The organism is Rhodoglobus aureus (assembly GCF_039527955.1).
Lineage (GTDB): Bacteria > Actinomycetota > Actinomycetes > Actinomycetales > Microbacteriaceae > Rhodoglobus > Rhodoglobus aureus.
In genome coordinates, this window is the sequence record NZ_BAAAKW010000005.1 from 49683 (window position 1) to 62637 (window position 12955).

The window sequence follows — 12955 nt, forward strand, 5'->3', positions numbered from 1 at the left end:
GCGCATCAGCGCAGTGCCGACGTTTCATCATTTGCGCGCCTACTATAGGGGCGTGGCGAACACAGCACTAGGCCGACCTGCATGGTCACCCATCACCCGATACCGCCGCACTCTCTGGTTGCTGACTGTCCGCGACCTGCGTGTGCGGTACTCCACCTCAGCCCTCGGCTACGTGTGGAGTATCCTCGACCCTCTGGTCATGGCGGGCATCTACTGGTTCGTCTTCACTCAGGTCTTTGACCGCCCGGTCGGCGAGCAGCCATACATCGTGTTCCTGCTGACGGCTTTGCTGCCGTGGATGTGGTTCAACGGTGCTGTTTCGGATGCCACCCGCGCCTATCTGCGCGAAGCCAAACTCATCCGTTCCACCAAGATCCCTCGCACCATCTGGGTTGCGCGACTCGTGCTCTCTAAGGGGATCGAGTTCATCGCCAGCCTTCCGGTGCTCGCGTTCTTCGCGATAGTTAATGGTGCGGTGCTGCACTGGGAAGCTGTCTACTTTGTGCTCGGCGTTGTGCTTCAGGCGATCCTCACTGTTGGCGTCGGTCTGATCGTTGCTCCCCTCGTCGTGTTCTTCCGCGATCTAGAGCGCGCAACTAAGCTGGCGTTGCGGTTTCTCTTCTATGCCTCCCCCATCATTTACGGGATCCCCGACTTGCAGAGACTAGGGCTCGACGGCGTGGCCGCGTTCAACCCGCTCGCCGGAATCTTCTCGCTTTACCGGGCAGCATTCTTTCCCGACCAGCTTGACTGGTACGCGGTACTCATTGCGGCGCTCATGAGCTTCATCCTGGTTGCCATCGGCATCCTCGTCTTCGTGCGCACCGAACGTGCCGTGCTGAAGGAGATCTAGTGGCCGACAATTTTGTGATTCAGGTACGGGATGCCGGCATCCGCTTTCGACTCAATCGACGATCACGCCGTAACTTCAAAGACCTGTTTGCCGGTCGCAAACGTCGAGCTCGTTCCGATGAGTTTTGGGCACTTCGCCATGTGAACTTTGATGTGACCGCCGGCGAAGCAATCGGCGTTGTTGGGCGAAACGGCCAAGGCAAGTCGACGCTTCTCAAGCTTGTTGCCGAAGTCATGCTTGCCGACGAGGGCGACGTGCAAGTCATTCAGGGTGTGGCCCCGCTCATCGAAATCACGGGAGGCTTTGTCGAAGATCTGAGTGTGCGCGACAACGTGTACCTCACGGCGGGCCTGCACGGCATGACAAAGCGCGAGATCAGCGATCGCTTCGACGAAATCATTAGTTTCGCCGAGATCGAGCGTTTCATCGATACCCCGTACAAGCATCTTTCGAGTGGCATGAAGGTGCGCATCGCGTTCGCCGTAATCTCACGACTCGAAGAACCCATCATTTTGGTGGATGAGGTTCTTGCTGTTGGCGATAAAGCGTTCCGCGAGAAGTGCTACCGCCGCATTGAAGATCTGCTCGAGGGCGGCCGAACGCTGTTCTTCGTCTCGCACAACGAACGCGACCTGCGTCGCTTTTGTAGCCGCGGCCTCTACCTCGACAAGGGCGAGCTAGTTCTCGACGGCCCCATCGGCGACGTATTGGCCCGCTACAACGCAGATTACGGTTCCTGAACGGCTGCCCAACTCTCGGGGTGGCGTCAGATCGCTCCGGTACGCTTTAACGCATGGCCTCAAGCGAACTGAACACCTCGCACCCTATGGTTGTGCGCGGCATCGACCGTGTGCTCACGGTGCAGCGCCCCGTGGTGCTCGCCCACATTCGCAGCATCCGCAAGGGCAAGCCGAACGCGAGCTCGGATGAGATCATCAGCATCCTCGAGCGCCGCTATTTGGCTGCGGTGACGACCGGTGGCGCGCTTGTCGGCGCAAGTGCAGCAATCCCTGCCGTGGGCACCGGAGCATCGTTGGCACTCTCGAGTGTTGAAACGGCGGGCTTCCTTGAAGCAAGTGCACTCTTCGCTCAATCGGTTACCGAAGTTCACGGAATCGTCGTCGACGACCCGGACCGCGCGCGGGCCCTCGTAATGACGATGGTGCTCGGCACTGCCGGCAGCGACCTCGTGAAGCAGCTTGCCGCCCAGGCCACCGGCTCAGGCGTTGCCCGTTCCGCTTACTGGGGCGAGACTTTGGCCAAAGGCATTCCCACCGCGCTCATGGGGCCCCTCGCCGACCGCATCAAACACACCTTCTTGAAGAAATTTGCGGCAGCCCAGGGCACCAACATTGTTGGCCGACTGGTTCCCTTTGGCATTGGCGCCGTAATCGGCGGCGGCGGCAACCACATCCTGGGGCGACAAATCATCCGCACAGCACGTCAAGGCTTCGGGCCTGCACCTGCCACTCTGCCCTCGTGGCTTGAGCCTGTACTCGTCGTCAAGGCACCTAAGTCGCCGAAAACGCCGAAAACGCACAGGGCGCCGAAGGAACGCGGCGTGCGCAAAGAACTTGCTGAGCGCAAACGGATGCCGCAATTGCCACGGCTGCCCAAACTGCGCAAACGACAGGGCTGGGTTGAACTCGAGAGCTTCGCGGAACTCGACAACCATGTCGATATCGACGCTCTAATCGCGATCGAAAGCACAGCTGAACTCGAGCACGAGCACGAGCACGAGCCTGACCTCGCCGCTGACGTTGCGGCTGACCTCACGTCCGAGGCCGAACGCGACGAACGCGAGTAGCTCAGCTATTCGGCAGCGGGTGACTCGTCGTCGTCATCCTCAAAAGGATCGCCTTCACTACCGTGACGGTCACCAATGTGGAGTTGTGCATGCCGATGCCACCGCGCAACGAGCGATTCGACAGCATCATGAAAGCGCGCTGTCGCCGATCCCTGGCTGGTATCGCCAAAGTGACGCTCTGCCCAATATCCCAAACGTTCTTTCGCTTCAGCATCGAACTGCACACGGTTGACGATCGAAAGGATGTCGTCGGCTTGGTCGGCGCGCAACCATTCGCACGCTCCTAGGTAGCCTGCCTCGTCGATATCTGCCGATTCCGACACCGGTCGAGCAACGATGAGCGGTTTACCCGTGGCGAGCCGGTCATAGACCATCGCCGAAACGTCAGTGATCGCGACATCCGCCGCCACCAACTGCCAACCCAACTCTTTGCCATCGTCATAAATGTGCTGAACCGAAGGATCGGTCTCATTGGCTTCGGCGATCGCCGCAATGATCGCGATATTCGCCCGCTTGTACTCGTCGTCGACAACACCGCTGCGAGGGTGTGGACGGTAAATAAAGCGGTGCTTGTCACTGGCCAGAACAGCTTTCGCCAACGCGACACCGTGAGTAGCGATTGAGCCGTAGGCCGCAGCCTCACGGTCACCCTCCCAGGTTGGGGCATAGAGAACAACAATGCGGTCGTCTGGCGTGTACGGCAACTCACCGGCAAAATGGTCGGCTTGCGGACGCCCGATCGGGATAGCCCGCTTCTCGAGATCGAAATCCCACAGCTTGTGGCTCAAACGCTCGAGCGCGGCCTCGCCAGCAACAAAACTGAAGTCATAGGCCTTGAACTGATTTGTGGTCATGTACATTTTGTCGCTCTCACCATGGTTGATGAAAACGTGCCACATGCGCCCGTAACGGAACATCTGAAAGTTTTTGGAGTTCTGATTGACGTAGAAAACAATCTTCAGCGGCTGCTCAGACACAAACTGATCAAGCTCTGACACTTTGCGCAGGTAGAAGGTCGGAACCGGAGCCTCATCCCACAGCGCTAGCACAGAACTTGGTGAGCGCGCGATGATCGTCACCGGAAAACGCTTCGACAACTCGGCGAGCGGCGCGTACCACTGGCGCATTTGGTAAAGATTCACCTTGGTGTCTGCAAAGTAGACGGCGATGCTCACTGACCCGGGCGTCGGCAGCGGATGCTCCCCGACAAGGTGCGCGACGCGACGCCGATTGCGGCGCGAACGCAGCATTGTGCGCACCACTTTGCGAGCGGTCTTGAAATCTTTCAGAAGCGCCATGGTCTCAATCAAATCGGTGGAGGGCCGGTGCAACGCACTTCCCACCACACCGTTACCGAGCCGATGCTGATGCGGTGGCGTGAAATTGGGCCGCTGTTTCGATAGTACCCGCCCTCGCCCATACCGCGTTCGAGGGGGCAGGGTACTGGAAGCCGCAGGTTTTCGCAGGTTTAGAAGGTACGATTGATAGAATGACCGATTCTGATTCAACCGCACCGTCTGACACCACCGAGACCGCGATCACTTTCTCCGACCTCGCGCTCAGCGATGCGGTCCTGAAAGCGGTCCGTGACATCGGCTACGAGACGCCTTCCGCGATCCAAGCCGCCACCATTCCTACTCTTCTTGAGGGGCGCGACGTAGTCGGCCTCGCCCAGACCGGAACAGGTAAGACTGCAGCATTCGCGCTGCCCATCCTGTCCCGCCTCGACGTTTCGCAGAGCAAGCCACAAGCTCTCGTGCTCTCCCCGACCCGCGAACTCGCGTTGCAGGTGTGTGAGGCGTTCGAGAAGTACGCAACCCACATGCGTGGCGTGCACGTGCTTCCCGTTTACGGCGGCCAAGCCTATGGCGTGCAGCTTTCTGCACTGCGTCGTGGCGTTCACGTCGTTGTCGGTACTCCCGGCCGCATCATGGACCACCTCGCCAAAGGCACCCTCGACCTTTCTGAGCTCAAGTACCTCGTGCTGGATGAGGCCGACGAAATGCTCAAGATGGGCTTCGCCGAAGACGTTGAGACAATTCTCGCCGACACCCCAGACGACAAGCAGGTCGCACTGTTCTCGGCCACGATGCCGGCGCAGATTCGCCGCATCTCCAAGAAGTACCTGAACAATGCTGAAGAGATCACGGTTAAGTCGCAGACCACCACTTCGGCGAACACCAGCCAGCGTTACCTCGTTGTCTCGTACCCGCAGAAGGTCGATGCGCTGACCCGCATCCTCGAAGTCGAAAACTTTGAGGGAATGATCGTCTTCGTTCGCACCAAGAGCGAAACTGAGAACTTGGCTGAGAAGTTGCGCGCGCGAGGTTACTCGGCTGCCGCAATCAGCGGTGACGTGGCTCAGGCCCAGCGTGAGCGCACCGTCAACCAGCTCAAGTCGGGCAAGCTCGACATCCTCGTAGCAACTGACGTTGCTGCTCGCGGACTCGACGTTGACCGCATCAGCCACGTCGTGAACTTCGACATCCCCGTCGACACCGAGTCGTACGTGCACCGCATTGGTCGCACCGGTCGTGCCGGTCGCAGCGGTTCGGCAATCAGCTTTGTCACCCCACGCGAGCGTCGCCTCCTTACCGCAATTGAGAAGGCCACCCGCCAGCCGCTTACCCAGATGCAGTTGCCGTCGGTTGAAGACGTCAACTCCACACGCCTGACCCGCTTCGATGACGCAATCACTGAGGCGCTCAACCAGCAGCCTCGCATTTCTGCGTTCCGCGAGATCATCGCGCACTATGTTGAGCACCATGATATTCCAGAGGCGGATGTTGCTGCCGCTCTTGCGGTTGTGGCTCAGGGTGAGACTCCCCTGCTGCTGTCGGCTGAAGAAGAGCGTGCCCAGCGTTTCAGCGAGCGTGATGACCGTAGCTCACGCAACGATCGTCCTGAGCGTGGCGGAGACCGCGGCGGTGACCGTGGGGAGCGCCAAGAGCGTCGCCCCCGTTCCACCAAGCCGATGACTGCGTACCGCATTGAGGTCGGCAAGCGTCAGCGCGTTGAGCCCCGCCAGATCGTTGGCGCACTCGCCAACGAGGGTGGACTGAGCCGCGATGACTTCGGGCACATCCAGATTCGTCCCGACTTCTCGCTCGTTGAGTTGCCTGTCGACATGTCAAAGGACGTGCTTGAGCGCCTGCGCGACACTCGCATCAGCGGCAAGCTGATCGAGATCAGCCCCGACCGCAAAGCAAATGGCGGCGGAGCACGCGGCGCTGACGGTAAGTACCCCAGCCGCGACCGTTCATTCGAAGGTGGCGCCCGCGCTAACCGCGAACGCGAAGAGTCGCGCGGCTACAACAAGCGCGATTCGGGCCCTCGTGACGATGCTGCACGCGACAGCGGCAGCCGTTACGAAGATCGCCCGACGCGCAAGCCGCGCTACTAGAAATTTCATTGCCTCAACGGCAGTCTCATCGCGGAAACGTGGAGGCTGCCGTAGAGCCATTTAACTGGCGTTAGCGAACCTAGATCACGGGAGGGCGGCCGGCGCGAGCCATCCGTCCGACGGTCGCCCAACTGATGCTGCGGCGGCCTCCCGGGTTCTCTCTCCACCCAGCGAACCAGCCACCCCACCAGGCACGCATGCCAACGGGGTTGCGGGCTGATCGCAGAACCTGAATTGTGGTCCAGCTGGCAACGTAGATCGGTACGAGCACGACTGGCAGGTTGCGTTTTGCCAACCAGATGCGGTTGCGGGCATTGAGCCGGTAGTAATAGCTGTGCCGTGCGGGGTCGATAGCAGGGTGATTGGCCATCAGGTCGCCCGCATACCACGCGCGTTTTCCGGCGCCCCACACTCGCCACGCGAGTTCTATGCCTTCGTGGGCATAGAAGTAGGGGTCGCCCCATCCGCCAATCTCGTCGAACAGCGGGCGAGGCATGAGCACTGTGCCTTCCCATACGGAGAAGACGTTGCTCGGATGTTGTGGGTCACCCTTGCGAATGCGTGGAATCCACCGGCGTGGATTCTCTTTGCCCTCGGCGTCTTCGACGCGCGGTTGCAGGAGCCCGATCGTAGGGTCGGCGACGATCTTTGCGACAGCGTCACTGAGGAAGGTGGACGATGGGATGCTGGCGTCGTCATCCAGAAAGAAAATCCAGTCGCCGGTCACCTGCTCCACACCGCGATTGCGGCCTGCGGGAATTCCGAGATTATCGGGCAGGTGCAGGCCACGCACGCCAGCCGGGAGCCCTGTGGGATCCCAGCCGTTGCCGACGACGACGATGTCGAGTTCTACACCCTGCTGGGCTTGTAACGAGGCGAGCCCGCGATTGAGGTCCTCGGGGCGCCTTCCCTGGCTGAGGGAGACGACGCCGATGCGGTGGGTCATGAGCGAACGCGCTTGGACGCCATGATTGCCACAAAGTGACCGGCAAGCGCGAGCGCTGCCAGCGGAAGCAGAAGGAGCAGCACGGTGCGCTCGGCCGCGAGAGCCGGCACAAAGAGCGCCACGATCGCGGTCGCGAAAGCAATCATGGTGAGCTCCACCGAGTGGTACAGGCGGTGGAAGGGAACGAAACGGGCCAGTCGACGCAGTTTTGCGACGAGGCTGTGGCTCGGTTCCGCTTCTCCCTTGCGGTCGCTGAGCTTCTCGAGCCCGGCATTCGCACGCGCGACGTGCACCATGTCATTGAGTGCCTTGTTGAGCACGATGAGAAGCGCGAGAGCAAAGCCGGCGGTGGTCCAGGCGAAGTCCGCCGGAAAGTCAAGTGGCCAGCCTGCTGCACGGATGCCGAGGGCGATCGGGATGAGCGCTTCGGTGCTGTAGTGCCCGACCTTGTCAAGGAACACACCGGCCGGTGAGCGCGTATTGCGCCAGCGGGCAACTTCGCCATCGCTGCAATCGACGAGCATCTGTATTTGACCGAGCACGAGGGCGAGGGCAGCCCCGGTGAATCCGGGGATCAGGAGGGCGGCTGCGGTGAGCCATCCGGTGAGGATCATGAGCCCGGTCACACCGTTGGCGCTGATGGAGGTCTTCAGCAGCATCCACGTCAGGTAGGGCGAGATGTCGCGCAGGTAGAGGGAGGCCGTCCAGTGTTCGGCGTTGGCGCGCAGCCGCACCTCTGGGGGTTGCGTTACTTCTCGTAGCTGCGCAATGCTCTGCGGCCGGGCTGAGGGCTCTGCTGGTGTGTGAGTGGACACGCGGTTACCTTCCCGTATGCGCAGTGATGTTTTGGGTGAGCTTCAGGAACCCGAGAATGAAGCCTGTGCCCCAACCGAAGTGGATGCACGGCAACACGATCAGATACCAAAGACCTGATCGTAGCCCCTCTTTGGCTGCCGCAACGCCTGAAGCGGCAATTACGAAGAGTGCGTAGATCGCTGGTGCGATGTAGGCGAGGCTCAACCAGCTGGCACTTGTTGCACTGCCGATGATTCCAAGGATGAGGCCGACGAGTGTGCCGAGTACGGCGAGCGGTGGCACGAAGTAGCGCAGGGAGTTTGCTGTACCGAAGCGGCGTGCGAGTTCTCCGCGCCAGATGCCGGTCGCAACGAACTGGCGGATGAGTTTGCGCAGGCTTGAGCGTGGGCGGTAGACGACTTGGAGCTCTGGGGTGAACCAGACGGTGCCGCCGCTGGCGCGGAGTCTGCGGTTGAGTTCCCAGTCTTGGCCGCGCTTGATGTCTTCGTCGAAGAGCCCAACCGCGACGAGGCGATCGCGTTGGAAAACGCCGAGGTACGCAGTGTCGGCGGGGCCTGCTTTGCCGCCGGTGTGGTGTTGGGTGCCGCCGAGACCTTCTGGCGATCCGTAGGCGTGCGCGACTGCCCGTTCGAAGGGCGTGCGGCCTTCAGCTTTCATGATGCCGCCGACGTTGTCTGCACCGGTGCGTTCGAGCGTTTCTACGGCGATGCGGGTGTAATCAGTTGGCAGCACGGAGTGGGCGTCTACACGCACCACGATGGGGTGGGTTGATGCGCGAATGGCCGCGTTGAGCCCACCAGGCGTTGAGCCAAGTTCGTTGGGGATATGACGGATGCGCGGGTCGAGCCGCGCCATTTCGTCGATGACAGCGTTGGTTCCGTCGACGCTGGGGCCGAGCGCGAGCACGATCTCGAAGGAGCCTTCGTAGTCTTGCGCTGTGAGGCTGTCGACGGCTGCCTCGATGTGCTCAACTTCGTTGAGAACGGGCATCACGTACGACACACCCGTGAGGGCTTGAGCCTTCTTTGCCATGTGTTCCAATACGTCAGACCGGGTTGTCGGTCGAGCTTATCGCGTCGGGTGCCGACAGCGGTGGTTACACACGTGTGCGGCGCGCACAGGCGTTGGCCTGTGCGCGCCGCACACGTGGTTTGGTTCGCGTTACTGGAGCGAACCGAGCGTGACGTCGACGGTGTATCCCTTACCGTCGCGCACGTAAGTGATGCTGGTGGTTTCGCCAGCCGAGTGCGCGCGCACCTGGGCGGTGAGGTCAGTTTTGTTGGTAATGGGGAGGCCATCGAAGCCGGTGACAATGTCGCCTACCTTGAGTCCGGCATCCGCTGCTGCTCCACCTGATGAGACGTCGACGATGCTGGCACCGACGACTTTGGCTTTGCTCTGGGCGGGGTCGTCGGTTACGTCGGCGACGGATGCTCCGAGGAGACCGTGGGTGGCGCTTCCGTTTTCGAGGATCTCGTTGGCAACCCGGCTGGCCAGGTTCGCGGGGATCGCGAATCCGACACCAATGCTGCCTGCTGTGCCGCCTGAGGAGGCGATGGCGACGTTGATTCCGATGAGTTCACCGTCAGAGTTCAACAGCGCGCCACCGGAGTTTCCGGGGTTGATTGCAGCATCCGTTTGGATCACGGAGAGAGCAACCGACGCTTGGTTTGCCGAGCTTTGACCGCTGCTGCCACCATTTTCGCCAAACAGATCGAAGTTCCAGAGGTCTGGGGCTTGGGGGTCATTTGGCGCGTCGGTGCTGGCTTCGGGGTCTTTGGGCAGAGCCGAGGATGCAATGGTGATGCTGCGGTTGAGTGCGCTGACAATTCCGCTGGTGACGGTGCCGGAGAGTCCGAGCGGGGCGCCGATGGCGACAGTGGTGTCTCCTACATTGAGTTCGCTGGAATCAGCGATGTCGACGAAGGGCATGTCGGCGGCATCATCGATGTGGATGACGGCGATGTCGGAGATCGGGTCGAATCCGACGACGGTGGCTGAAAGGAGTCGGCCGTCGCTTGTGGTGACGGTGACTGTGGGGTCGGCTACTTTACCGTCGAGGGTGACGACGTGGGCGTTAGTGATGACGTTTCCGTCGGCGCTAATGATGACGCCCGATCCGCTGCCGCCGCTGGTTTGGCCGGACACGTTGATGGTGACAATGGCGGGCGCAGCTTTTGCGACGACTGAGGTGACGAGCGTTGCGTTGCCGGGGTCATTGACGGTGATGGATGTGGGGTTTGCTGCTCCGCTGACCGCTGAGGTGGCTTGGTTGCCGACTGCCCAGAGCGCGACGCCTGCTCCGGATGCGCCTCCGAGGAGTGCGACGATTGCGAAGCCTGCGACGAGCCCGAGCGTCATGCTGGACTTCCTCTTTTCGGGCTTCGCGTGACCGGTGTCTGCGTCGGCTGTTGCTGCGGGCCCAAAGCTTGCTCCTTGGGGGGCCGCGGGAATGGTCGCTACGGCTGCAGGATCGTAGGCCGGTGTGGCTTCGTTTGCGAGATTCGGTTCGTTTGCCGGGGCCGGCTCGTTCGCTACCGGGCTGGTTTCGCTTGCTGGCGGGGTCGTTTCGTTTACTGGCGTTGCTTCGCTGCCGGGTCTCGCGGTGTTGTCCGGTGTGGTGGGGGTGGTGTTTTCGCCGGGTGTTGTTGCGGGGGTCGGTTCTTGGGGGACCTCAGTCATGTTGTGCTCCTTTCGGCGGTGCAAGCTTCTATCGCCAACCTGAGCATTCTATTTAGACGGGCTGTGTGGCGGCTGCGTGGCGGCTGCGTGGCGGCCGCGAGTCAGCCCGGGTGTTGTCCGAAGAGGTGGCCGCGGGATCCGCCGATTACGCTGTACTGCTCGAATTAATTTCGGGGCCATTGTTTGCTGGGAGTGAGCGGTTGGCTTCTCTATGATTTGGCGGCGCGGCTGAGTATGCCGTGAAAGCGAGTCGGTGATGTTTTACGGTGCGTTGTTCAGGGGCGCTTTCTTTGTGGTGTGGCGCGGTTCTTTGGCAGGTGAGTAGCTGATACCGGCGGGGCTGGGAGCGCGGTCGCTGTCGACACGCGGGACGATTTTCCCCACATTCAGGTCAGCAAGGGCCTGTGTCCAAAATCTGGTTGCCCGAGGCCAAAAGTCGTTTGCGTTCATAGTCGTAGCCAAATGTAACTTCCATGGTCGATCGATCTGGTGCAACGGAGCGTACAAGTAATTCTCCGTCGCTATCGTAGGTGTGAGATTGCGAAACATCGCGACACATCTGGATGGTGATGATGCTGGCGGGTTCGCCCGCCGGCGAGTAGTCCCGAAGCACGTAGTCGCTGCCAGTCACTGTTCCTGTGCTGCGGTTTCCCGCATTCGCCGATCTTATGAGCACGTCAACGCTGCCGACTAGGAGCGGATCCATCGCAACTTCGCCTAGGCGATTGCCGTTTTCGTCGCCGCGCATCGTTGCAGACATGATTTCTAAGTATTTTTCATATGTACTTTCAGCGGCGGCGAGAGCGTCATCGTCTGTCGCAAAAGGCCCTGATGGAATTGTCGAGTCGTCAGCAGGGGAAACGCCGCCCGTGAGCACGCACCCACTCAGCAGAGCCGAAAGGAGCACGCCGCCTGCGAAAAGAATGAACTTTGGTAACTGCATCCAATTATTGTAAATATTCCTCAATAAATGGGGGGGGAGGTTTTCCACAAGTGCAGGTCTCGGCGTCGTTAGTTTGTTTCGCTCTGGGCGGTCGAGGTCATTTCACTCTATGTCTTAGCAGCCGATGCCGGTGGGGTTGGCGATGCAGTCTTTGTCGACGAGCACGGTGGTGGCGTGGCCTGCGGTTGCAGTGAGTGGTGGGGCGACAATCGTGAGGGTGCCGACGACGTTTTGCCAACTTGAGCCTGCGACACGGTATTCGGCGGCGTAGGTCACAGAAAGGGTGATTGTGTAGTTGCCGGGTGTGTCATAGGCGTGACTGGTGGGCGTGGGGTCAAATTCGGCGATCTTCTGCTTTGCCCAGGTGGTGCCTGCGGTGCCAAGGGTCGCGGTTGTGCCGTCGCCGTAGTTCCAGTTGTAGGCGATGGGGGTGAAGCGCACTTGGGCTGTGCCACCGAAGAGGGTTCCGTCAACGACATGGGCGGATGCGTTGGCGTAGAAGTTGGTTGCAAGGCCGACGATCATCCATTGGTTGGGTTGCATCCCCGCGGTTGGTGGTTGTGGTCGGAACGTGGCGATGTCGGAGATGGTGACGGGGCCGGTCGCAGCGTCGGCGGGTGGTGTCCACGGTACGCAGGGAAGCCGCTGAAGATCACACCAGCTCTCTCCAACCGTATCGACCACTTCGACCGGAGCTCCGGCCTCGAAACTGACACCGTCTGCCGAGTTGTTGCTCGAACCGGAGCCGCCCGATGCGGGCACTTCGGTGGTTGCGCCTAGCTCCACAGCGCCGTCCGCCACTCCTGCTTTTGCGCACAGCCCCTGCGAATAGTCCATCTCGCTGCATCTATCATTTGTGGCCGAGGCAGCAGCCTGCGTGACTGGCACCGTTCCGATTAGCATCCCGATCGCGAGCGCAGTCGTGAGTTTCGCTACCTTCAACATTTGCCTTTGCTCCACAGTTGCTGGTCCGAAACAAGCAGTGCGTCGCGAGGCTCGTTGTAATCGAACGTGACCTGCATGATCGATGAGTCATCACGTTCCGAAGTGACGATGGACTTACCTGAAGAGTCGAGCACATCGACTGCGGAGATATTGCGACAAACGTAGATTGTGATGAGCTCGCGGGGTCCGCTGGTTGGTGAGTATCTTTGCAACTCCGCGTTACCGACTATTGAAGTCCCAGTCTGCGTTTTGCCTTCCTCCGCAAACTTGCGAAGGCCCACTATGGAAGATTCGAGAAACTCGCCCACGACAACATCTCCGAGCCGTTCTGGGTCTGCACCTCCCTCGAGCAGTATCTCCGCGGAGACACGTACATACTCCGCATACGCCTCTTCGGCCGCAGCAAGCGCCTCTTCATCGGTCGCGTAGGGCGCAACGAAGGTTGCTATCGGCTCAGGTGGGGTCGATGCGTCGGAGGGCGCGCATCCACTCAGCAAAGCCAAGAGGAGCGCACCGCCCGCCGCGCGTACGAGGTTCGGTAGCCGCATACAACGACGTTA

General features: G+C 60.6%; 12 protein-coding genes. 4 read left to right on the plus strand and 8 right to left on the minus strand.

Annotated features, from left to right (window positions below; genetic code table 11):
- Positions 1 to 52: 52 nt before the first annotated feature.
- From ABD112_RS01060 to ABD112_RS01070, 3 genes are read left to right on the plus strand one after another with little or no spacing between them, the layout of a single operon-like run.
- Positions 53 to 853 (plus strand): ABC transporter permease, encoded by an 801-nt coding sequence (locus tag ABD112_RS01060; RefSeq protein ID WP_343922390.1) that lies wholly within the window; start codon positions 53 to 55, stop codon positions 851 to 853.
- Entirely contained in the window at positions 853 to 1593 is a 741-nt protein-coding gene (locus tag ABD112_RS01065; RefSeq protein ID WP_343922392.1) for an ABC transporter ATP-binding protein, read from the plus strand. Before ABD112_RS01060 ends, ABD112_RS01065 begins: the two co-directional genes overlap by 1 nt.
- 53 nt (positions 1594 to 1646) lie before the next feature.
- Positions 1647 to 2660, plus strand: a complete 1014-nt coding sequence (locus ABD112_RS01070) for a hypothetical protein (protein ID WP_343922394.1) — start codon at positions 1647 to 1649, stop codon at positions 2658 to 2660.
- Between the two features lie 5 nt (positions 2661 to 2665).
- Here the strand turns inward: ABD112_RS01070 and ABD112_RS01075 are convergent, their stop codons facing one another.
- On the minus strand, positions 2666 to 3958 hold the full coding sequence (locus ABD112_RS01075) for a CDP-glycerol glycerophosphotransferase family protein (RefSeq protein WP_343922396.1): 1293 nt from the start codon (positions 3956 to 3958) through the stop codon (positions 2666 to 2668).
- 191 nt (positions 3959 to 4149) lie between these two features.
- Between ABD112_RS01075 and ABD112_RS01080 the strand changes: the two genes are divergently transcribed.
- Entirely contained in the window at positions 4150 to 6063 is a 1914-nt protein-coding gene (locus ABD112_RS01080; RefSeq protein WP_343922398.1) for a DEAD/DEAH box helicase, read from the plus strand.
- 79 nt (positions 6064 to 6142) lie between these two features.
- On the opposite strand, the gene ABD112_RS01085 is transcribed toward ABD112_RS01080, so the two are convergent.
- From ABD112_RS01085 to ABD112_RS01115, 7 genes are all read right to left on the minus strand, one after another.
- Positions 6143 to 7009 carry a glycosyltransferase family 2 protein gene (locus ABD112_RS01085; protein WP_343922400.1) on the minus strand — a complete coding sequence of 289 codons (867 nt, stop codon included), beginning with the start codon at positions 7007 to 7009 and terminating at the stop codon, positions 6143 to 6145.
- Entirely contained in the window at positions 7006 to 7824 is an 819-nt protein-coding gene (locus tag ABD112_RS01090; protein WP_343922401.1) for a CDP-alcohol phosphatidyltransferase family protein, read from the minus strand. The genes ABD112_RS01085 and ABD112_RS01090 overlap by 4 nt, the downstream gene beginning before the upstream one ends.
- Positions 7825 to 7828: 4 nt before the next feature.
- Positions 7829 to 8857 (minus strand): glycosyltransferase family 2 protein, encoded by a 1029-nt coding sequence (locus tag ABD112_RS01095; RefSeq protein ID WP_343922403.1) that lies wholly within the window; start codon positions 8855 to 8857, stop codon positions 7829 to 7831.
- A gap of 129 nt (positions 8858 to 8986) precedes the next feature.
- Positions 8987 to 10507, minus strand: coding sequence for a S1C family serine protease (locus ABD112_RS01100; RefSeq protein WP_343922405.1), 1521 nt, complete (start codon positions 10505 to 10507; stop codon positions 8987 to 8989).
- A gap of 391 nt (positions 10508 to 10898) precedes the next feature.
- A complete protein-coding gene (locus tag ABD112_RS01105) occupies positions 10899 to 11450 on the minus strand; it encodes a hypothetical protein (RefSeq protein WP_343922406.1) in 552 nt (183 codons plus the stop codon).
- A 114-nt stretch (positions 11451 to 11564) separates the two neighbouring features.
- Positions 11565 to 12395 (minus strand): PKD domain-containing protein, encoded by an 831-nt coding sequence (locus ABD112_RS01110; protein ID WP_343922407.1) that lies wholly within the window; start codon positions 12393 to 12395, stop codon positions 11565 to 11567.
- Positions 12389 to 12943: a hypothetical protein gene (locus ABD112_RS01115; protein WP_343922408.1), complete on the minus strand. Its 555-nt coding sequence runs from the start codon at positions 12941 to 12943 to the stop codon at positions 12389 to 12391. Before ABD112_RS01115 ends, ABD112_RS01110 begins: the two co-directional genes overlap by 7 nt.
- Positions 12944 to 12955 lie beyond the last annotated feature (12 nt).

Bases quoted from the DNA above. Each gene is read 5' to 3' on its own strand.
- ABD112_RS01115 (WP_343922408.1), bottom strand. From the start codon at position 12,943: ATGCGGCTACCGAACCTCGTACGCGCGGCGGGCGGTGCGCTCCTCTTG.
- ABD112_RS01110 (WP_343922407.1), bottom strand. From the start codon at position 12,395: ATGTTGAAGGTAGCGAAACTCACGACTGCGCTCGCGATCGGGATGCTA.
- ABD112_RS01105 (WP_343922406.1), bottom strand. From the start codon at position 11,450: ATGCAGTTACCAAAGTTCATTCTTTTCGCAGGCGGCGTGCTCCTTTCG.
- ABD112_RS01085 (WP_343922400.1), bottom strand. From the start codon at position 7,009: ATGACCCACCGCATCGGCGTCGTCTCCCTCAGCCAGGGAAGGCGCCCC.
- ABD112_RS01070 (WP_343922394.1), top strand. From the start codon at position 1,647: ATGGCCTCAAGCGAACTGAACACCTCGCACCCTATGGTTGTGCGCGGC.
- ABD112_RS01100 (WP_343922405.1), bottom strand. From the start codon at position 10,507: ATGACTGAGGTCCCCCAAGAACCGACCCCCGCAACAACACCCGGCGAA.
- ABD112_RS01075 (WP_343922396.1), bottom strand. From the start codon at position 3,958: ATGGCGCTTCTGAAAGATTTCAAGACCGCTCGCAAAGTGGTGCGCACA.
- ABD112_RS01080 (WP_343922398.1), top strand. From the start codon at position 4,150: ATGACCGATTCTGATTCAACCGCACCGTCTGACACCACCGAGACCGCG.
- ABD112_RS01095 (WP_343922403.1), bottom strand. From the start codon at position 8,857: ATGGCAAAGAAGGCTCAAGCCCTCACGGGTGTGTCGTACGTGATGCCC.